Genomic DNA, 20,541 nt, shown 5'->3' with positions numbered 1-20,541 from the left:
GCGGATACTATTCGCATCGAAATTCACTTATTCGCCCATTCACTCATTTACTCTTTCGCTCATTCACTCTTTCATCCAATCGCTATGCAACTTCACTGTCCTATGCCGAAACTCGATTTCGACATTATTACGCTCGGTCACGGCAGCGGGGGCATTCTGACCAATAAATTGCTCGAAGCGGGGGTTTTTGATCTGCTCAGTAATCCGTTGCTCGATGCTCACCACGACGGGGCTATACTGAACCTGACAGGCCGCGTGGCTTTCACGACAGACAGTTACGTCATCTCGCCCGTATTTTTTCCCGGCGGCAACATTGGCGAATTGGCTGTTAACGGAACCGTCAACGATTTGGCGATGTGCGGGGCTATTCCTAAATACCTATCGCTGGGGTTTATTCTGGAAGAAGGTCTGACGATGGCCGAATTCTGGGATGTTCTGGTCAGTATAAAAGACGCTTCCGAACGGGCTGGCGTACATATTGTCACGGGCGATACTAAGGTGGTTGAACGCGGAAAAGGGGATAAGATTTTTATCAATACCTCCGGCATCGGCGAACTGCACTCACAGGCCCACATCAGCATAAAAAACGTTAAAGCGGGCGATAAAGTGATCGTTAGCGGGCACATTGCTACCCACGGTATGGCGATCATGTCGGTGCGGGAAGGACTGGAATTTGAAACGACCTTAGAGAGCGATACCGCTCCGTTGAACCATACTGTTCTGGCATTGCTGGACGAGTTTGGCCAAGATATTCACCTCTTACGTGACCCGACTCGGGGTGGCGTGGCAACCGTGTTGAACGAAATTGCTCGCGATCGAAACGTTGGCACGACCCGTGTGGGAGTCGACCTGAAACAAGCGGCTATTCCGGTGCTCGATGAGGTAGCGGGTGCCTGCGAATTATTGGGCCTTGACCCTCTCTACGTAGCCAACGAAGGTGTTTTTCTGGCAATCGTCGCGCCCGAAGTAGCCGGTGCTTTCCTTGAAAAACTACACACACTCGACTACGGCCATTCGGCAGCCATTATTGGTGAAGTCGTTGCCGAACATCCCGGTCAGGTTGTGCTCACAAGTCGCATCGGCGGTCGCCGGGTGGTGAATATGCTGGTCGGCGAGCAACTGCCAAGAATCTGTTAATTGGTTATCAGTTATCAGAATTACCTATACAGCTCAGTAACTAACACTCAATAACTCAATAACCATTAACCAACTATGTCCCTAACGCAATCCTTACCCGGCCTTCCCCCGTTGGTGGAGTTAAATGCCGTTTTTCGGGGAAGTGCGGGGCATCCTTTTTTGGCTCCGCGTGGTGTATGGACGGTAGGCGGACAGTTAATGGTATCCGATACGGGGCAGAACCGTGTTTTTATCTGGAACCAGCTACCCACAACGGAGTTCGCTGAACCCGATGTTATTCTTGGTCAATTAGACACCGAAGAAACAGGACGAAATTCGGGTGGACATGTTGCCGCCGATACCCTGCAATACCCATCGGGGCTTTGGTCGGATGGAGAGCGATTGATTGTAGCCGATGCCTGGAATCACCGGGTGCTGATCTGGAACCAATTTCCAACGCAGCATGGCCAACCCGCCGATACCGTGCTGGGTCAGGAAGATTTTACCTGCAATCAGCCCAACGGGAAAGGGATCGGAGCCCTGCCTACCGAACGAACCTTGAACTGGCCCTATGGCGTGACCTCCGACGGTGAACAGCTCTGGATTGCTGATACAGGTAATCGCCGGGTGTTGTATTACGATCATATCCCAAGCGAATCTTCTGCCCCAGCTACGGCAGTTATCGGCCAAACCGATTTCACAGAACGGGATTACGAGTCAGTAAATCCTATTTGGCCATATTCTGTCAAAATCGGGCCGAATGGGCAGATGGCCGTAGCCGATACCCAATACTACCGAACGCTGATCTGGCATGACTGGCGTACTGCCCCCAACCAGCCCGCCGACGTACTGATTGGTCAGGCTGATTTTGATAGTAACGGTCAAAACCAATATAGCCTGTTCCCGGCAAAACAAACGTTGAGCTGGACGTATGATGCCCATTTCTACGGCGATGGCCTACTGGTGGCCGACACAGGTAATAGCCGGGTTCTATGGTTCGATAGCGTGCCGACGCAACACAATCAATCCGCCGATAACCTGATTGGCCATGCCAGTTTCGAGACAGGAAGCGAGAATGCCAACACGCGTTTCGGTACAGACAAGCAACTTTATTGGCCATTTTCGATCAGCACGGATGACGGTCAGCTCGTCATTGCCGACACGGGCAACCACCGGATTGTTATTGGTCATTTGTTATTCGTTAATAGCGAATAGCGGTCCACTAATTCAGTCAATAGACCTCAGACTTTCATCCATTGATTTCGTTGCCAATAACTAATAAACGAGTAACTCAATAACCAATATGCAAACGCTATTTCCCCTTTTATTGGCTTTGGGTGTCGGTTTTACCCACGCGTATGAGGCCGATCATTTAGTGGCGGTGAGCAATATTGTGACCCGTCGAAATAACATCCGGCTGGCTTTGAAAGACGGTGTATTCTGGGGGCTTGGACATACCTCCACAATCCTGATCGTGGGCAGCATTTTTATGCTGGGAAAGTTTGCCCTGCACGAATCTGACTTTCGTTTTCTAGAAGCGGGCGTCGGCGTTATGCTCATGACGCTTGGTGGTATACGGCTGTACAAGTTGGTGGTCCCGCCGAATTTGGTACTGGCACATTCACATCCGACGGGAGTATTTCACGCACACGAAAGACACGATCACGGGTTGGCTTATGGTGTGGGCCTTATTCACGGCCTGGCAGGTAGTGGTGCTCTTATACTTTCGGTGCTGACTCAGATTAAAGGAACAGGGGCGGGTCTGCTTTATTTAGTATTGTTTGGCGTTGGCTCTATTGGGGGTATGATGGTGGCGGCTGGTGTATTCAGTGTGCCTTTTTCAGTGCGGCTATTAACGAATCCAATGGTTCGGACTACGCTGGTCGTAATGTCGTCAATGGTTTGTATTGGCCTTGGCGCAACAGTTGTTTATGAAAATGCATTAGCCTAATGGAGACATACAACGAAACTGACTTTGTCTTATATGCCCTGGCAGAAATGAAGATTCCGGTGCAGAACCATACTGGTAAGCATATCACATTGACCAATGGCTATCAGATTGAAGTCGAAAAACGGGATCTATACCGACTAAGTGTCGATGGTTTTGTGATTTCTCCTTTTGATGATATGGGGGCGTTGTGCCAGTTTATTCAACGAAACGACGCCTAGGCTGATGATTGATCTGTCGATTATTGCCCTTTCGGAAAGCTTGTCGAAACCCGGCAATTATGCTCTTATCCTTGAAGACACCGTCGGGAAACGACGCATACCGCTAATCATTGGCGCCAGCGAAGCGCAGGCTATTGCCGTAGCGATGGAGAAGATGCAACCCCTTCGACCCTTCACCCATGACCTGTTTTATCGGACGTTAAAGCAGACGGGTATTCTCCTGAAAGAGGCTGTCATTACACGTGTTCAGGACGAGATTTTTTATGCCATTATTGTAGTCCTGAAACCCGACGGAGAAACTCTCAAGTTGGATGCCCGCCCATCCGATGCCATCGCTTTAGCTGTTCGCTTCGATTGCCCACTTCGTGCCAGCGAGGAGGTGGTGAATACATCAGGCTATTTCGTTGACGATAAAACCCGTGACAAAAAAGGCTCATACGCCGAGTACACCCTGGCTGAGCTGGAAGAACTATTAGCTAAAATCATCAAGAAAGAAGACTACGAAAGTGCCGCCCGTGTGCGCGACGCCATTGATCGGCGAAAAAGAAATTAAAAACTCCGTAAGCCTGAGGGTTAAGCGTATGCGACTGATAGAGTTGGACAGATATTAAAATTTCTGCCTTGTCCTGAAAATATACCGACGTTTTCGTGAACGATTTTCATCGTTAATCGAATCAACGTAAAATGTTCATTTATAGCAAGATAGTGTGTTAGTTAAATAGTAGGGGTAGCCTTTTATTGGATAAATTGTTCGTGCCTTGTCAATAAACCTATGGATATCTATTTCGGGTATATGTAGACCTGTTATGCCGTTTTAGGCTAGTATATCGTTCATCGTTATTGACCCTGCTAAACACTTGAAGCGGGCCGTTATTATTACCAATTATGATCATGGAAGCTGCATTCTTTCGATGAAGTTGCACGATCGATTTCGCTTCTTTATCGGCAGTCAGCCCCTTCAGGTTGCTAACCACAAATCCACCGCGTTTACCGCCAAGCAATAAGGTGCCTTTCGAGGCATCATACCAGCCGCCGATCGTTTCTGATGCATAAGAATTACCGATGAGGAAAGCATCTTGATACCCATCCCTATTAAAATCATCGACCACAACACCGTATACAGGGCCAAATTGGGCTTCCACAGGAAGCGGATGCGCTTTAAACCCATTACCGACGTTTTCGTAGTATAGGCTACGAAACTCAGTTGCCGTTAGGTGGTAAGCCGATTTGAGTTCCTCTTCAGTAAACGATTCGTTGAAGGTAGTATTGGCGTAGGTATCAAAATTGGGGAAACGGCGTTTCATGGATGGAATTTGCGCCGTTAACAAATCGCGTGTTTGGCGTATCCACTGCTGTCGATCATTGTAATAGGTTATGATTGGATCGATACGTCCGTTTTTATCAAAATCGGCGGCATATAATTCAATTGGTTCCTGGGGTGATGCTTTGTATTTGGTATTCAATCCCAGATTTCCAGCCAGCAAATCCATATCGCCGTCATGATCAAAATCGGCAGTAGCGAGCGTATTCCACCAGCCGGGAGGCATGGAGCGAGGGGCATGGGGCTGGGATCGCAAAACATAGTTCTTCAGACCCTGCTCCCTGCTCCACGCTCCGTGCAGTATAGTCACAGGCATCCATTCGCCACAAAGGGCTAAGTCTTGCAAACCATCTTTATCGAAATCGGTCCATACGGCTGACGTAACCAGACCAATGTTTTGTAGTTCAGGGGCGACCTGTGCTGTTACATCGATAAACCGACCACGTTCGTTTTTGAAGAGAAAACTGCTGGCGGGCATTGGGTACTGACCCGGAATCAGTCGGCTACCTCGAAACAAATCCAGATCACCGTCGTGGTCAAAGTCACAGGCGCTAACGCAGGAACCACTAATATTGGTGATGGGTAATGCCTGTTTGGATAGCGTTAAATGGCCTTTCCCATCGTTCAGATAAAGCCGATCCTGATAGGCGTCTGAAGGAGCGTTTGCGTGGCTTCCCCCGCTGACGACGTACAGGTCCTGATCACCATCCTGATCCGCATCGAAAAACAAAGCGCCGGTATCCTCCTGATTCGGCCCTTTTAGAAGTTCGGTTTTCGCAAAACGACCGTTGGACTGCTGGAAATACAGATAACTTCTCTGACCAAAATCCGAGCCGATGTAGATGTCTTCCAACCCATTTCCATCCACATCGGCTACGGCCATTGGTGGTCCATTCTGCGAGTGCTTGTGGGGTAGTAAAGGCGTCTGGGCAAAGTCATTAAACTCACTCTCGACATGGACATAATCCAGCCCTAAATCAGTTGCGGGTATTTCCTGAAAATAAGTGGGTGTCGAAACACTACGTGATTTGTATTTTCCAATTGGCTGATAAGCAACACGTAACAACTGATTCGGTATTACAGTACGTAGTACCTGATACGTACCATCGTTCCAGATGATCTCCACAGAGTCAACAACCGCAGTAGTGCCGAGGCCGAAATGCAGATACGGCTCTACTGACGATACATACCCACGGGTTGGGTTAAACTCGGCCGTTTGCGTATGATTCCCAGAGTAGACATTCACCCGTGTTCCCTGCGACGGATTTCGTTCGAGGGCCAGTCGTAGCCACGAATTTTCGTGCCCTTTACTTATACGGCTCCCTGCTCCCCGCTCCGAGCTATTTTCATAGACAAAGGCTTCGTCATCGATGGCGTTAATGACTATGTCCAGATCACCGTCATTGTCCAGATCGGCGTAAGCAGCCCCATTTGAGAAATTGGGCGCTTCGAAACCCCATTGCTCCGATACGTCCTCAAACGTTAGATTTCCTTCTGCTCCTCGATTGCGATAGCAGAAATCAGCCAGTTTTACGTCTGGCAGTTCCATCAGTTTTTTGTAGGCTTTTTTATTTTTCTCCTGCTCATCACCAAACCCTCCGGCATGTAAATCAGCCAGATAGGTGGTAAAATCCAGATTTGTTACGTCACGTCGATAGCCATTGGTAATCAGTAAATCGCGGTAGCCATCATTGTCAAAATCGGCGAATAGCGGTGCCCAGCTCCAATCCGTTTTATCGACACCCGACAGTTGAGAAATTTCGGAGAATGCTCCCTGACCCACGCCCAACTGCAAGGTATTCCGCATGTATTGCGGCTGGTAGCCCATCTGCAAATCCATACGAAAACGGTCGTAATTGTAGCCGGGGAGCATCATTTTCTGCCGCTGGTTCGTATTGGGCAGCATATCAACGACCATAATATCGGGCAGCAAATCATTATTGATATCAGCGATATCGACGCCCATCGCGTTGTGAGACTGATGCTTCAGATAGTCAGCCGTTCTATTGGTGAACGTACCATCCTGATTATTAACCCACACCAAATCATTAGACAGAAAATCATTCGCGCAGTAGACATCCTCCCAGCCATCACTATTCAGATCCGCAATCGTAATACCCAGTCCATACCCTTCCGTTAAGATGCCTGCCTCGCGGGTAACGTTTTTAAAGAGCGAAAGAGCGAATGAGTGAGAGAGCGATTCGGCGTTCCGATTCACTCTTTCACTCATTCGCTCTTTCGCTCTTTCTGCACTCATGTTCCGGTACAGTCGATCATTACTGGGGGCTTCGCCGTTCACCATCTTCGGGCGTAGGGCGTTGCGATTGTAGCGGTCGAGGGCATTGGTCAGTACATAAGCGTCCAGGTCACCGTCGTGGTCGTAATCGAAAAAAGCAGTTTGGGTGCTGTAGCCCATGTCGTTCAGGCCATATTCGCGGGCTTGTTCCCGAAACCGAACCGGATCGCCTTTCTTTTTCGTCTGATTGATAAACAGCAGATTAGCCCGTTTGGTCGTGTCTTTGTCGTAACCAGCCACACTCACGTAAATGTCCTGCCAGCCGTCCTGATTCAGGTCAACAATGGTAACACCCGTGCACCAGGCATGCGTCGTTACACCCGCCGATTCCGTTATGTCCTCGAAATGCAATGGGGGTTCTTCATCCTTTCCTGTACTCAGATATAAGCGGGAAGAAACCTGATTGCCCGTAAAAAAAATATCCTGCCAACCGTCGTTATTGAAGTCGCCAATACCAACGCCCCCTCCATTGTAGAGGTATTCAAAGCGTAAAATGTTCACCGAGTCCGATTCCTGAATCCGGTTGTTGAACGTAATACCCGTTTGCGAGGAGGGCAGCCGTCGGAATCGTTTTGGCGTCGATGGATTGTGCCCGACGGCCCAGACCAGAGAGGCTACCAGAGGAATCAGGAGAAATACAAGTCGTTGCATGAATCAGACAGGCGAAGGGCTTTACAACGATCCACGATCAATAAACTGCATCGGAATGCGGACGGTCTGTTTCTGGTTCTGCCTAACGATGCTCGCCAGATTCCGCCCAATCGCTGCTACGTCGGTTTGTATCACCGAAATGCCACCGCCCAGCACCGCTTTGTAAGGAGCATCGTTGAAAGACGCAATTCCCACATCGTGCCCCACCATCAACCCCTTTTGATTTGCTTCCTGAATGATGGTTATCAAATCGTTATCGTCGGCAAACAGATAAGCCGCACCCGCTTGCAAAGGCACCTCCCAAACGTCGTCCAGTACTTGTCCCGTCAGATGATGCGATTCCGTAAAATCAAGAAATGTGCTGTACCAGTCGGCGGGGATGTACTCGTTGTCGGTTGTAACGAAATTGAGCGTGTGGTACTTGCGGAACGTAGCGGCATTCGCTTCGAGAACGGCCCGAAAATGGTCGCCACAGCCAAAGCGCACCGACGCACAGTTGCGCAGAGATGGTACGGTTGAGCCATCCAGAAAAATAAGCCGATCCGATGGAATTTTCTTCAGTAGGTCGGTCAGGTCGCAGATTTCGCCCAGATGGTGCGGCATCAGTACGAAATAATGGTAATTACCCGCTTGCTTTTCCAGCTCATCCAACAGGTAATCGCGCTGATATTCGTAGGCATAAATATCGACTTTATAGGTTTTACCAAGCTGTTCGCTTACTACCTTAAAAATCGCCCGGTTCGTTTCACTGATCGTACCCGTCAGAAACAGTACGCGTTTGACGATTTTGCCCTGCGAGATGTAAAAGCCTTTACGGTATAAGGAGGTGATGTGACCACTTTTGAGCAGATTGCAATACGCTTTCTCGACCGTAGCGCGAGCCAGATAATACTCAGCACTGGTTTCATTGATGGAAGGCAATCGGTCGCCGGGTTTAAAAATGCCCGCTTCAATCTGGGCAATAATGCCGTTGACAATTTGTTGGAATTTGGGTGTTTTTCCGTTTTCGTCAATCCGTAAAAAGGATGCATTTCGAAGCGCAGTTCCCCCAATCATAATCGTGTCGGTTCGTGTTTACTTACATCCAGCCGATACCCAGTACGAGTAATAATAGGATCAGCAGGACAATCAACGCTTCGAACAAATAGCTTTGCTTATGGCTCATCGATTGCCTGAGTTTGCTGTTATACTGTCGTTTCAATCGGGTAAAAACATAGGCGAATGATGAAGCGAAAGTAGGCGAATGGGCAAGGATCGACTTGGATAATTTGTGCAAAAACTTGGATGTTAATTGCAAAAAATGCCTTTATAATGAAAACAGCCCAGAAACGAGGTGTCTGGGCTGTTATTCTATCTAATTTGTTGACTTGGTTCGATGTGCCTTGACCAATGTATTAATTGGCGCTCTACTCCAAACGAATCTGATCCATTCGCCCTCCAGCGGGGAACATTGGAAATACATTTTCTTCCTGTTCGACAATCACTTCCAGTAAGAATGGTTGATGGCTAGCCAATACGTCATCTAAACTGGCTGAAAGTAATTCACGCTGGCTACACTGTTTACTATCGATAGCAAACCCACGAGCAATCGTCATAAAGTCTGGGTTTTGTAAATGAACAAACGAGTACCGGTGGTCAAAAAACAATTGTTGCCATTGCCGTACCATGCCTAGGTAGTTGTTGTTTAGCAGAATTATCTTGATGGGCCACCCATAGTGCGCTATTGTTGCCAACTCTTTTAGAGTCATCTGAAAACCCCCGTCGCCAACAACGACTATAATGTCACGGTCCGGCGCGCCCACTTTGGCACCAATGGCAGCCGGGAGCGCAAACCCCATTGTGCCAAAGCCTCCGGACGTTATTAAGCTATGTGTTCGGCGAAATTGATAATAACGTGACGCCTTCATCTGGTGTTGGCCTACGTCAGTGACCAGCACGGCATTACCCGCCGTCTTGTCGGAAAGCATGGCGATAACCTCAGCCATCTTTATCTTCTGCGTGGTTGGCGCCAGCTCCCGCCTGGTGATCTTCTCGCTTTCGAGTGATTGGTACCTGGTAAAATGCGATTGCCAATTAGAGGAAGGATGCGCCTTTAACAGCGGTATCAGTTGACGTAAAATCTCTTTGGCATCCCCCACCAACGCAACTTCGGGTTGAATCACTTTGCCGATTTCGGCGGGGTCAATATCAATATGAACGATTTTAGCCTGAGTGGCAAACGCATTCGGGTCTCCCGTAACACGCTCGTCGAAACGCATCCCGATGGCAATGATAACATCACATTTTGTCGTTAGCATATTGCTGGCATACGTACCGTGCATACCCAGCCAGCCAGTGTACAGTGAGTGGTCAGTCGGGAAAGCAGATTGACCCAGTAACGTAGTAGCAACCGGGCTACCCATTGTTTCGGCAAGATTGACAAGTTCGTTGGTTGCTTTCGCCAACAATATTCCCTGACCGGCCAGGATGAACGGAAATGTGGCCTCGTTCAGGAAATCGGCCGCGCGCTGTAGCGGTGTTGGATCAGGTAACGGTGGCTTTTTTGAGGTAAAAGTAAGCCTGCGTTCAACCTGTCTTTGCAACGGCATGAGCTGCGCATCCTTGGTAATGCTGATTACTACTGGACCAGGGCGTCCTGAGCGGGCGATGTGAAATGCTTTTGCGATGATGCCGGGTATTTCATCTGGGTGAATTAGTTCATAATTCCACTTAGTGATTGGCTGGGTTAGGGTAATCATATCGACCTCCTGAAATGCGTTTGTTCCCAGCAGGTTTGAATTCACCTGGCCGACAATACAGACAACGGGCGTGGAATCCATCATGGCATCAGCAATGCCTGTCACTAAGTTTGTCGCACCGGGGCCCGAAGTCGCCAGGCAAACACCTGTTCGGCCACTGACCCGGGCATAACCCTGGGCCGCATGAATAGCTCCCTGTTCGTGCCTTACGGTAATATGCGTCAGGAAGGGGGTATAATCGTACAAGGCGTCGTAAACCGGTATGATTGCTCCACCGGGGTAGCCAAAAATTGTATTGACTCCTTCCTCTAAGAGTGCTTCAAGGACTGCTTGTGCGCCGGTTTGATCAATCGCATCGCCTTGAAACGTTGGTGTCGGTAAACCATTAGTTGCTTGTTTCATGGCAAGCAAAAATGGGGCATCACCAGGCTAGTTTTCTTATCCGATAAGAAACATGTTTTATTCAATCGGTCGTTTCCGCAACGCTGAGGGTCGATGGCCGTACCGTCGGAGAAACGCATTCGAGAAACTGCCAAGACTTTGGTATCCACAACACTCGCTGACCTGCTGAATGGTCATATTCTCCGCCAAAAGCAGCTCATAGGCTTTTTGTAAATTTTTGTTTTGCTGATAACTAAAAATAGTTGTCTTGTAAAGCGCTTTAAAGCCCGTTTTAAGCGAAACCATGTTCGTGCCCACCTCTTTCGCGAGCTGACGTATCGATATGTAGCCTGTATGGGTATCAAGTAGTTCTTTAGCCTCCTGTATCAGCCTGGTTTGGTTTGTCGATATAGCGTGACGAACAGGTGGATAGGTGCTGTCTGCTGTTTTGATAATTTCAAACAAGAGCTGATACAGCACACTCTCCACTTGTAATTGACGTAACGCCCCCTGAAACTCCGAATTAATAAGGGTTAGAATCAGGCCAAAAATCGTTGGCGTTAACGATAAGGAAAGCACTTGATTTCCGTTCAGAAGCATATCATGGAGCGGGGTGTCCGCGATCACTGCTTGCAGCTTCGATACAGGGAAATGTATATGGAGCAGCTCGTAAGCCATTCCAGCCTGCAAATTAGATTCAGATACCGCTAAGGCTTTGTACAGGTAAAGTTTGCCTGCCTGAAACGAAAACCGTCGCTGGAGGGAATCTATGTTGGCTTGCCCTGAAATACAAAGCACAATCTTGAAACACTCTTCGCCATAGAGCGTCGTCAAATGGTGCGCAGACTGCGTTTGAAACGTGAAATAATGAGCACTTAGTCCTTGTTCAAATGACCAATGCTGCCAGCTAAATCGGGCATACAGACCCGGTGTGTTCTTTCCGTGACTACTACTGGAAAGAGGAGTGGTGTCATGTATGATTCTCATCGTCTCATGGTTGAACTAATTGGGCCACTTACCTACTCATAGACGATGAAATTATTTAATAAATCGGAAAACCTCCATAGATGAAAAGAGATAATTCCGGTTTCGGGTTAATTGGTAAGCTAGTCGATCTTTCAGCATAGTGAATGTGGTCGAGTAGGGTAAATGAAAAAAATGGATCGCGGCCGATGCAGGCCCATCAAATTCGTTACTTGTAGTAGTATTGCCGAGCGTTTCCTTCAAGTAACGCAAAATGCAGTCTCCCGTTGAGGAGCCTTATTGGAGATTGTTTGATTGATGGGGCAAGCGCCTTATTGCCAGTTGATCAGGCCATTAACTTTTTTAATTGGTCTGTAAATAGCCATAAGCAATAGCCCACAGCCACCAAATAGCCCCCTAGCGATGGCCATAAATAAGAACCCAGCAGGAGCAGCCAATTAGTTAATGCGAGCAGTAGAAGGGTTATAAAAACAAAGGCAAGCGAAGTTTGAAAACCCCTCAGGGTAAGATACTTCTTCTGGTCATGAATAACCTGGTTACGCCGGATGTTATCAATATCGGCTAGCAATTCAGCCTGATAAGCGGATGGCGTTCCATCTACTATGGCCTGATGTAAAAGCTCAACACTGGCCAGGTTACGATCATACACCTTTTCGAGTGATTCGTACGTATTGGCTTTGATCACATCAACCAGCACCTGATTCGTGCCTACGGGCTTTCTCAAGACCAAATTCTTCAGCAGATTAATTTCCCGGTTGCTTTCCTGCAGTCGAAAGGTCGAAAAAGCACCAATCAAGCCTGTTAAGGTAGCTACTAGAGTGGCTACCGTCGCCAATAAAAAAGTCAGTACGTTTTCGGTGAGGTACATATAGCGGGGTGTCAGCAGTCGGTGCGCCGACTCGGGACTGACCGTCTGTGCCGTCTGTAAGCAGATAGCCATTAGCGGATTGTCCATGGATACAGTTTTCGCTGGATGGCGGGTAAGGCTAGCCCGAAGGTGGGGACCAGAATGGTCGTAATAAGTCCACTTCGCACCAACGGGTGTAATTCACTTAGATAAGGGCCGAGTAGGGCGAATACGACGTTAACGACCACATACGCAAATAGCCAGGCAATGAGCAGCATCTTCCAGATTTTAGGTTTGGCAACCCCTTGATTCGATTCCATAAAACAACGATTAAACTAGTAACGTAACTAACCTAAGTAAGGGGTTCTATAGCTGCGGATTACGCTTGAGTCGGCTTCTTTCCCCTACGAAACCGATGGCCAGTAGCACCAGCATAACCACATCGACGATGAGCTGAGCAGGTGGCTGACCGGGGTAGGCGAACTGCGGATCGACTAAGGCCGTGCCTGGAAACAAAAGAGACCCCGCCTGCGTGATCCAGTAGTAGCTTGCTAAAGCTGAAGCAACCCGAAGGCGATAGGAATACTCCCCTTTGGGCCACCACAGCACCCAAAGGGCCGTTAAGCCGATAACCGTACCCAACAACATCGTCTGGGCATTGTGAAACTTAGCATGGGGAGGCCAGGCCGGATTATAAATATGGGTGTGATTCCAGTCGAAGATGTAGGAACCGACCGTAGCCCAAATGGCCACCAGGGTAATCAGAAATTTACCAATCGATATGGCTTTCATAGCTGTACGTGTTAATGGGTTAAAAAGTGATTTCGATACTCGTTCACAAACTGGGTGAGTGTTCTTGGGGCCTGCCCCGTTAGCCGGGCCACTTCGCTGGTCACGTCAATTTCACCACCGATCGCCCCAATCTTGAATTGCTCAATCAACGCATCAATATGCCAGGCATCCAGTCCCCCGTAGCCCAATGCCTTCCGGGTATCGGCCTCTGACTGGTTGACAGCCCGTACCGCATGACCTAATCGAGCGGTTAGTTCGGCGGCTACCTCCGCCATGGTCAATGAAGCTGGCCCGGTCAGGTAATAGGTTGCTTTGGCGTGGCCGGGTTGGGTTAATACGTGTTTGGCCACCAGGGCAATATCGCGTAGATCGATATAACCGATCTGTCCATCTCCGAGCATGTGGGGTAAAATACCCTGGCTGATCGGGTGGGCATACTCGGTGAAATTTTGCAGGAAGCCCGTGGGCCGCAAGATGGTCCAATCAATCGGTTGGTTGCGTAAATACTGGTCGATCTGGGCGTGAGATCGGGCATAGGCTAGTGGCGAACTCGGATTGGTATTCGCCGTTGAAATTTTGACGATGTGTTGAATACCCAGCTCAATGGCTAAGTTGATGATGGCCATTTCCCGTTCGGCGTGCCAGGGGTCGGGCGAGGTAAGCAGAAATAACTGATCGCAACCCTGCATGGCCTGCCGCATCGAATTCGTGTCATTGAAATCCGCACGAACGGCTTCCAGTCCTAACGCTTGAAAGCGGGTTTGCTGGTTCTCTTTTCGGTACATAGCCCGGCCAGGAATGCGGTCAGCCGCCAGCAAACGGCACAATTCAGAACCAATACTGCCGGTAGCCCCTGTGATAAATAGCATCGTTGTGTCTGTTTTCGTATGTAATTCAAGAACAACACAAAGGTCGCTTGTACTTTCCTGGTAAAATACCTAGTTTAGCCACAAGAATAGTTGTAAAAGCTCAATTCTATCGATGCAAATAACCGCTCGTGATGGTGCTAATTTTCTAGCGGCTTTTGCCCAAACCGTTGGCAGTCCGGTCGAAAATGGCCGGGTCATCATTCCTGCCCAATATGGCAGCGGCTATGTGATGGGTTTTATGTTTGGCCACCACCTTCGGTTGATTGTACGGCATTATAGGCTGGACGATGATCTCCTGGTGAAACGGCAAAGCTTTCCGATGCCAGACAGTATGATTCAAATTGGGATCAGCGGTCTGCTAAAAGAAGATCCGTCAGAAGCGGTTGCGGGCGAGGTCTTCCAAAAGCCGCTCCCATCGGTCACCATCAGCACCCAGGGGTTAGATGCCGAAATCCATATTCCCCGTGGTGTTAAGTTCAACCTTATCAAACTGGCTGTGGACCCGGCTTACCTGAGGGAACTGCTGGCTGGAGAAGTGGAGAGTCTGGTGGTGAAAACGCTGCTTGACAACCGTCAGCCGCTGGTGTTTGACGAGTTGGTTTCGGTACGGCTCGGGGAAATCGTTCACGAGATGATGGACAGATCTGTACCTGTTTCTTTGCAACGTTTTTACTACAAGGTGAAAGCCGAAGAGCTGATTTGTTGCCTGTTGATGGAACTGGTACAACGCCAGGATCGCAGCCTGCATTCGATCAACGCTACGGATTTGAAAGCGTTATATCGGATACGGGATCGATTGATTGCCGATCTGGTCGAGGCTCCACCGCTGGTTGAATTGGCCGAGTTAGGGGGTATGAGTCTGTCGAAGCTCAAGCGGTTGTTCAAACAGGTCTTTGGCTGCGGGCCTTACAGCTACTACCAAACGATGCGGATGAAAAAAGCAGCCTCTTTATTGCAGGAGAGACAGCTATCGGTCAGTGAAGTAGGCTATGCGCTGGGGTTCAGCAATCTGAGTCATTTCAGCCGGGTGTTTGAAGAGCACATTGGCCTAAAGCCCAAGAAATTTTCAGCCACATAGCCGGGTATAGCTGTCTTTTCAAACGTCCGTATTTTCGAGCCAACTAGATGAACGTTACCTCGTCTGAAGTGGGAGCGGTTTTTGAGAATCTTAAATTTTGATAGATTGACGGGCCTAATTCACTATACATTCTAGTAAGCCAATGAAGTATATCTACTTGGGCATTCATTGTTCTTATCCAACAAGACGTCACAAACAGTTGGTTGACCACTATTGGGTATCCTATGTTGGCTTGTTTTAGCGGACGTTCATTCGGGTTGTCGCTATTTCTCAGCTCGTCCGCAATTGTATCGCGGACGAGCTGAGAGGCCGGATTAACGAGGAATAGGCATTTGTTTAATACCCCGGATTCTGCTTGACATTCGGGTTGAGGTTCGTTTCAATATCAGGGATAGGGTAGTACAGATTTTTTTGTATGTTGAAGGCAACGTCGGTGCGGGCCGAACTCCAGTTCCAGGTTGCCAGGTTGATTTTACCCGCCATATGCCACCGGCGCAAATCGAGCCATCGACTACCTTCTTCGCCCGCCAACTCACGCAATCGTTCGCCCATGACCCAGTCGAAAATTTTAGCTTTGTCGGTTTCGGTGGTGGCGAAATTGGCGGGCGACGTGCCCCCTTTAACCATCTCGCGAGCGCGGGTACGTACCTGATTGATCAGCCCAATGGCGTCGGCCGTCGAACCGCCCGATTCCAGAATCGCTTCGGCTTTCAGCAGTAGTACGTCGGCATACCGAAGAATACGCGGGTTATTCACCGAGGCCACGCCCGATTGCGATTTCTGATCGCCCGTGTGCCAGTACTTGTAAAATTTAAGCGTTTGTGGGTCCAGCGTAGAGGCAATCCGTGGGTCACCCGCGTCGAAGGACTGCGCTAATTTCTGCGTAGCGATATAAGGTGCTTGCCCCCCCAGTTGAGAGACGCCCTCATACCAACCCCAGAACGCCGACGTAGAGCCAACCCCGTTTCGTTGAAAATCGTTGGCCAGCCACACGTTATCGAAATCGGGCTGCGATGCCTGAAATTCAAACAGCGATTCCGCATTGTTCTCTGTTTTGACATCAAAATTATCGTTGAAGTTTGCTACCAGACTAACGCCCGAAATCTTGTTAAACGCTGTGATGGCGGCCGTAAAATCAGTCGTAGCTTTCTTGGCAGACCCCCTAAAAACCAGCGCTTTCCCTAACATACCATTGGCCGAGTTGCTCGTTACCCGCCCCCGATTGGCCGCATCCCAGGTGGTTGGCAACAACGTAGCAGCATCGGTCAAATCTTTAATGGCCTGATCGAGTAGCTCAGTATCTTTCGAGCTGGGCGGGGTAATCTTATCCGGCGACTGAATCCGCTCGGTAATCAGGGGCGATGTGCCGTAGTAACTCCAAAGCAGGAGGTTGGTATAGCCTCTCAGGAAAAGGGTTTCGCCACGTAGCCAGTTTTTTAGGTTCGGCGTTTTGATAACCCCATTTTCTGCATCTAACTTTTGCAGAGCTGTATTCGCCCGGTTAATGAGCTGATAGGCCGTTCGGTAGAAAACCTGATTCTGGCCCGTCGAGGGTTGTAATGTACCAAATATCTCGAAGGCATACGTGCCCGTCGAGGTAATGTCATCACCCGGTAATTGCCAGAAACCTTGTATAGGCGAACCTGCATTAAACCAGTAATAATCAGTTAGCTTGGCGTATACACCCAGCACCGTCTTGTTGAAATCGGACTCTTCGGTGAAATACGACGCTTCGGTTGGCGAGAGCGGTTGCAGGTCCAGGTTTTTCTCGCTGCAACTCGCGTAGAATAGCGTTGTAAAGACGACGGTCAGGACAACGATTAGTGAATATTTTTTCATCTCAAACTTAAAGAGCGAAAGAGTGAATGAGCGAAAGAGTGGTTTCGTTTCCGATCCATTTCGTTCAAGCCTATTTCATGTTCAGGAATTAGAAAGTGGCCGAAATACCCAGGGTGATCGAACGTACGGGCGGAATCAAATCCGTTCCTCCCCGGTCAATATCTTCAGGATCAAGGCCTGTCCAGGGCGTAATGACAAACAGGTTCGTGGCACCTACGTAAGCCCGTAGTCCATTCACGAAGCCAAGTGAGCGTGTCAGCGAAGCGGGAAGCGAATAGCCTACCTGTACGTTTTTCAGGCGCAGGAAAGCCGCACTTTCCACAAAGCGGTCGGAGATTCGGTTGTTGTTGGCCGGGTCCGACCGAACGGCGCGGGGCATGGTGGTCGATGGATTTTGGGGTGTCCAGCGGTTTAGCGTGGTTGTCCATTGGTTTGTACCCGTACTGCTCATATTTTCACCAGCCGCCCGCCAGTTATTGTAACGGTAAATGTCGCCCACACCCTGAAAGAAAATCGACAGGTCGAAGCCTTTGAAACTACCACCCAGATTGAATCCGTAATAATATCCTGGAATAGTGCTTCCCAGGAAGGTCCGGTCGTTGGTGTTTACTTTGCCATTGGGTGTTTCGGAGCGTGTCTGACCTGCGTCTTTTGGGTCGCCGTACACATCCTGGAAATACATGTCGCCCGGAGCGAAATTATTGTTGTTGGTGGCATCGGAGTATTTGGCTTTCCAGGCATCGATCTCCGCCTGATTCTGGAAAATGCCGCCTTTCTTATAGCCCCACAGGTAATTCATGGGCTTACCTACTTCGATACGTCCGAACTCACCCCCAAACGGCAGGTTCTGGAAGGTCGATTCAACCCGGTTTTTTACGGTAGTCAGGTTCCCCGAGATATTGTATCGGAAATCTTTGCCAACCGAGCCGTTGTAGCCAATCTGAAATTCCATGCCGCTGTTCCGTACCGATGCAATGTTCAAAATCGGCTGGTTCTGGTTGCCCACACTGGCGGCCAGGTTTGCCGCCTGCAAAATGCCGGAAGTCAGGCGGTTATAGTATTCAACGGTAGCGGTCAGTTTGCCTTTCAGGAATGTTCCATCAAAGCCCAGGCTGGTCGTTTTGCCAATTTCCCAGGTCAGGTTCTGCACCGGAAAATCGGGGAGCGATGTACCGTTCAGCAATGTCCCGATCCCGTTTCCATTGCCCGAGCCTAGGGCGTAATCAGGTGCATCCGAAACAAGAGAGAGGTACGCAAACGAACGGGTTTCCTGATTGCCCAGTTTGCCCCAGCCCCCGCGAATTTTCAGGTCGTCGATGAACGTGGCCGATTTCATAAACGGTTCCGAACTAATGCGCCAGGCTACCGAGACAGCCGGGAATGTTCCCCATTTGTAACCCGGTGCAAAGCGTGACGCTCCATCGCGACGTACGGTCGCATCGACGTAGTATCGGCTGGCGTAGTTGTAGCTCAACCGACCCAGATACCCTTGCAATGCGTTTTGGTCACGAAACGAACTGACATTAGTGTAAGGCTGAATGTTGGTCAGGCTGCGGAACTCCGGCTGTGCGTACTGAATCTGCGAGGCACCACCCTGCAAAAACTCATAGGTGTATTTCTGATCCATGGCATTCAGCAACACATCGACATTGTGATCGCCAAACGACTTGGTGTAATTGATACTGAACTCCTTAACAATGTTGGCGTTGCGCGAATGCCGTTCGCCGTAGGTTCCTTTGGAAGTGCCATCGCCCACAGCATATGGATTACCCGGATTTTGCAGGAAGAGATAATTGTTCACCGCTGTCCAGTCGTTCCGACGGTTATAGTACCAGTCCACACTCAACGTCCCTTTGAATTTCAGACCCAGAATCGGCTCAACCTGCACGAAAGCGGTCCCTATATTCCGTAGCAGCGTATAGGTCCGGTCGGAGGTAGCGACCATACCGTAGAGGTTGTTGTTCGTTTCTGGCCCCCATAGCAAGGTAGTGGCATCGACAACGTAGGGGGGGATAGAAGGCAGATACTGCGGCCGCGACGCAACGGGCGTTCCTAATTCGGGGTTTGGTTTAAAGGTTAGGTTTACCGACGGAGCGAAACCCAACGGACCATTTGGATCGTAAATCGGTTGCCAGGGCGATGTATCGGCCGCATACTGTAACGCACTCGGCGTGTTGTCAACCGCTTCGGAATAAGCCATCCGATACGTTAATCCCGTCGACAGGTATTTCGAGACTTTTGTATCGACGTTCGTAGCCAGCGAATATCGTTTCAAATTATTCTGAATCAGCGGTCCTTCGGTATTCGTGTAGCCTGCCGACACATAGTAGCGCGTGGCATCGTTTCCGCCCGATACCCGAAGGCTATAGTCGGTATTGGGTGCGTTTTTGTTCAGCAACGGGGTTTGCCAATCTGTGGTCGGTTTGTTGCCCAGATAAGCTGCGTTGCCGGGATCGAATTGAACGGGTAAATTCTTGGCTTCGTTGGGGTTGTTGGCGTAGGCTTCGCGATAAAGCGCCACAAATTGCGGCACATCCAGCATGCTCAATTTCTTCGTTACGTTCTGGATACTATGGGTAACTGATACGTCGACTTTCGGCGTACCACGCGCCCCTTTCTTGGTCGTTATCAGTACGACACCGTTGGCCGCCCGCACGCCATAAATAGCCGCTGCCGATGCATCTTTCAGCACCGACATCGACTCAATATCGTTGGGATTAATCATCGACAGTACGTTCACATTCCCCCGAATATCACGCGTCACTGAGCCGCTGGCGTTGTCGGTTCCTGAACCATATTCCGTTAATGGAATCCCATCCACGACATAGAGCGGTTCTGCATTCCCGAACGTACTAACCCCACGGATACGCACCTGCGGGCGGGCCAGTGGGCTACCGCCCGGTGTCGATACGTACACGCCCGCCATTCGTCCCTGCATGGCTAATTCTGGAGCCTGGGCTACGCTCTTGCTGATTTCTTTGGAGGATACCGTCGAGATTGCTCCCGTCAGATCTTTCTTTTCGCGTGACCCATACCCAATCACCACCACTTCGCTCAGCGAACCTTCTTCGGCACGTAGCGAAACGGTGTAGTCGTTGGCATTGGTAATCGGAACTTCCTGTCGAATGTAGCCGACGAAGGAAACCACAAATTGCTGCGCCGAGTTGGGTACTGACAAACTGAAATTACCGTTGGCATCGCTGGTTGTGCCCTGTATCGAACCCGCCACGACAATGTTGGCACCCGGTAGAGGAGTGTTGTTGCCCGCGTCAAGAACCTTCCCTTTTATGGTTCGGGTTTGCGCATGTGCGCTACTGAAAACAAGTAGCAAAGTCACCACCATTACCAGATTTCTGGAAATAGAGTAAAGCTGATTCATACGTGTCGTTATGGTAAATATTTAGCTTTCTGACACGAAAATTGGTATCATTAAAAGATACCTTTGTCCTATTCTGTCATA

The 20,541-nt window shown here is 49.5% G+C and carries 17 protein-coding genes; 6 read left to right on the top strand and 11 right to left on the bottom strand.

Annotation, left to right across the window (positions count from 1 at the left end; all coding sequences use genetic code 11):
- The first annotated feature begins 84 nt into the window (after positions 1–84).
- From hypE to ACYVGR_RS12090, 5 genes are all read left to right on the top strand, one after another.
- Entirely contained in the window at positions 85–1,137 is a 1,053-nt protein-coding gene (gene hypE, locus ACYVGR_RS12110; protein ID WP_460956871.1) for a hydrogenase expression/formation protein HypE, read from the top strand.
- Positions 1,138–1,212: 75 nt separating this feature from the next.
- Positions 1,213–2,331, top strand: a complete 1,119-nt coding sequence (locus ACYVGR_RS12105) for an NHL repeat-containing protein (protein WP_460956869.1) — start codon at positions 1,213–1,215, stop codon at positions 2,329–2,331.
- 88 nt (positions 2,332–2,419) lie between these two features.
- A complete protein-coding gene (locus ACYVGR_RS12100; protein WP_460956867.1) occupies positions 2,420–3,067 on the top strand; it encodes an urease accessory protein in 648 nt (215 codons plus the stop codon).
- Positions 3,067–3,285, top strand: a complete 219-nt coding sequence (locus tag ACYVGR_RS12095) for a hypothetical protein (RefSeq protein ID WP_460956865.1) — start codon at positions 3,067–3,069, stop codon at positions 3,283–3,285. The genes ACYVGR_RS12100 and ACYVGR_RS12095 overlap by 1 nt, the downstream gene beginning before the upstream one ends.
- A gap of 4 nt (positions 3,286–3,289) precedes the next feature.
- Entirely contained in the window at positions 3,290–3,838 is a 549-nt protein-coding gene (locus tag ACYVGR_RS12090) for a bifunctional nuclease family protein (RefSeq protein WP_460956863.1), read from the top strand.
- Positions 3,839–4,055: 217 nt separating this feature from the next.
- Here ACYVGR_RS12090 and ACYVGR_RS12085 read toward each other — a convergent pair whose 3' ends face one another.
- From ACYVGR_RS12085 to ACYVGR_RS12045, 9 genes are all read right to left on the bottom strand, one after another.
- On the bottom strand, positions 4,056–7,553 hold the full coding sequence (locus tag ACYVGR_RS12085) for a VCBS repeat-containing protein (protein WP_460956861.1): 3,498 nt from the start codon (positions 7,551–7,553) through the stop codon (positions 4,056–4,058).
- Positions 7,554–7,574: 21 nt separating this feature from the next.
- The gene (locus ACYVGR_RS12080; protein ID WP_460956859.1) at positions 7,575–8,609 is read right to left on the bottom strand and encodes a GntR family transcriptional regulator; all 1,035 of its coding nucleotides are present in this window, start codon (positions 8,607–8,609) and stop codon (positions 7,575–7,577) included.
- Positions 8,610–8,631: 22 nt separating this feature from the next.
- Positions 8,632–8,829: a hypothetical protein gene (locus ACYVGR_RS12075; protein ID WP_460956857.1), complete on the bottom strand. Its 198-nt coding sequence runs from the start codon at positions 8,827–8,829 to the stop codon at positions 8,632–8,634.
- A gap of 130 nt (positions 8,830–8,959) precedes the next feature.
- Positions 8,960–10,693 (bottom strand): biosynthetic-type acetolactate synthase large subunit, encoded by a 1,734-nt coding sequence (gene ilvB, locus ACYVGR_RS12070; protein ID WP_460956855.1) that lies wholly within the window; start codon positions 10,691–10,693, stop codon positions 8,960–8,962.
- 57 nt (positions 10,694–10,750) lie between these two features.
- Entirely contained in the window at positions 10,751–11,659 is a 909-nt protein-coding gene (locus ACYVGR_RS12065; protein WP_460956853.1) for a helix-turn-helix transcriptional regulator, read from the bottom strand.
- Between the two features lie 322 nt (positions 11,660–11,981).
- Positions 11,982–12,611 (bottom strand): hypothetical protein, encoded by a 630-nt coding sequence (locus ACYVGR_RS12060; protein ID WP_460956851.1) that lies wholly within the window; start codon positions 12,609–12,611, stop codon positions 11,982–11,984.
- Complete coding sequence (locus ACYVGR_RS12055) at positions 12,596–12,823, bottom strand: hypothetical protein (protein WP_460956849.1); 228 nt, start codon at positions 12,821–12,823, stop codon at positions 12,596–12,598. The genes ACYVGR_RS12060 and ACYVGR_RS12055 overlap by 16 nt, the downstream gene beginning before the upstream one ends.
- Before the next feature lie 46 nt (positions 12,824–12,869).
- Entirely contained in the window at positions 12,870–13,295 is a 426-nt protein-coding gene (locus ACYVGR_RS12050) for a DUF6640 family protein (protein ID WP_460956847.1), read from the bottom strand.
- A gap of 11 nt (positions 13,296–13,306) precedes the next feature.
- A complete protein-coding gene (locus tag ACYVGR_RS12045) occupies positions 13,307–14,164 on the bottom strand; it encodes an SDR family oxidoreductase (protein WP_460956845.1) in 858 nt (285 codons plus the stop codon).
- A gap of 112 nt (positions 14,165–14,276) precedes the next feature.
- Here ACYVGR_RS12045 and ACYVGR_RS12040 point away from each other — a divergent pair, with 112 nt between their 5' ends.
- Complete coding sequence (locus ACYVGR_RS12040) at positions 14,277–15,242, top strand: helix-turn-helix transcriptional regulator (RefSeq protein WP_460956843.1); 966 nt, start codon at positions 14,277–14,279, stop codon at positions 15,240–15,242.
- Positions 15,243–15,578: 336 nt separating this feature from the next.
- Here ACYVGR_RS12040 and ACYVGR_RS12035 read toward each other — a convergent pair whose 3' ends face one another.
- Positions 15,579–17,081: a RagB/SusD family nutrient uptake outer membrane protein gene (locus ACYVGR_RS12035; protein ID WP_460956841.1), complete on the bottom strand. Its 1,503-nt coding sequence runs from the start codon at positions 17,079–17,081 to the stop codon at positions 15,579–15,581.
- A gap of 88 nt (positions 17,082–17,169) precedes the next feature.
- Positions 17,170–20,460: a SusC/RagA family TonB-linked outer membrane protein gene (locus ACYVGR_RS12030; protein ID WP_460956839.1), complete on the bottom strand. Its 3,291-nt coding sequence runs from the start codon at positions 20,458–20,460 to the stop codon at positions 17,170–17,172.
- Positions 20,461–20,541: the final 81 nt, after the last annotated feature.

The sequence above is a fragment of the Spirosoma litoris genome (assembly GCF_054776755.1).
This window is presented reverse-complemented; position numbering and strand designations above follow the sequence as displayed.

Bases quoted from the DNA above. Each gene is read 5' to 3' on its own strand.
- ACYVGR_RS12090 (WP_460956863.1), top strand. From the start codon at position 3,290: ATGATTGATCTGTCGATTATTGCCCTTTCGGAAAGCTTGTCGAAACCC.
- ACYVGR_RS12050 (WP_460956847.1), bottom strand. From the start codon at position 13,295: ATGAAAGCCATATCGATTGGTAAATTTCTGATTACCCTGGTGGCCATT.
- ACYVGR_RS12095 (WP_460956865.1), top strand. From the start codon at position 3,067: ATGGAGACATACAACGAAACTGACTTTGTCTTATATGCCCTGGCAGAA.
- ilvB (WP_460956855.1), bottom strand. From the start codon at position 10,693: ATGAAACAAGCAACTAATGGTTTACCGACACCAACGTTTCAAGGCGAT.
- ACYVGR_RS12055 (WP_460956849.1), bottom strand. From the start codon at position 12,823: ATGGAATCGAATCAAGGGGTTGCCAAACCTAAAATCTGGAAGATGCTG.
- ACYVGR_RS12105 (WP_460956869.1), top strand. From the start codon at position 1,213: ATGTCCCTAACGCAATCCTTACCCGGCCTTCCCCCGTTGGTGGAGTTA.
- ACYVGR_RS12100 (WP_460956867.1), top strand. From the start codon at position 2,420: ATGCAAACGCTATTTCCCCTTTTATTGGCTTTGGGTGTCGGTTTTACC.
- ACYVGR_RS12035 (WP_460956841.1), bottom strand. From the start codon at position 17,081: ATGAAAAAATATTCACTAATCGTTGTCCTGACCGTCGTCTTTACAACG.
- ACYVGR_RS12045 (WP_460956845.1), bottom strand. From the start codon at position 14,164: ATGCTATTTATCACAGGGGCTACCGGCAGTATTGGTTCTGAATTGTGC.
- ACYVGR_RS12085 (WP_460956861.1), bottom strand. From the start codon at position 7,553: ATGCAACGACTTGTATTTCTCCTGATTCCTCTGGTAGCCTCTCTGGTC.
- ACYVGR_RS12080 (WP_460956859.1), bottom strand. From the start codon at position 8,609: ATGATTGGGGGAACTGCGCTTCGAAATGCATCCTTTTTACGGATTGAC.
- ACYVGR_RS12040 (WP_460956843.1), top strand. From the start codon at position 14,277: ATGCAAATAACCGCTCGTGATGGTGCTAATTTTCTAGCGGCTTTTGCC.
- ACYVGR_RS12065 (WP_460956853.1), bottom strand. From the start codon at position 11,659: ATGAGAATCATACATGACACCACTCCTCTTTCCAGTAGTAGTCACGGA.
- ACYVGR_RS12060 (WP_460956851.1), bottom strand. From the start codon at position 12,611: ATGGACAATCCGCTAATGGCTATCTGCTTACAGACGGCACAGACGGTC.
- hypE (WP_460956871.1), top strand. From the start codon at position 85: ATGCAACTTCACTGTCCTATGCCGAAACTCGATTTCGACATTATTACG.
- ACYVGR_RS12030 (WP_460956839.1), bottom strand. From the start codon at position 20,460: ATGAATCAGCTTTACTCTATTTCCAGAAATCTGGTAATGGTGGTGACT.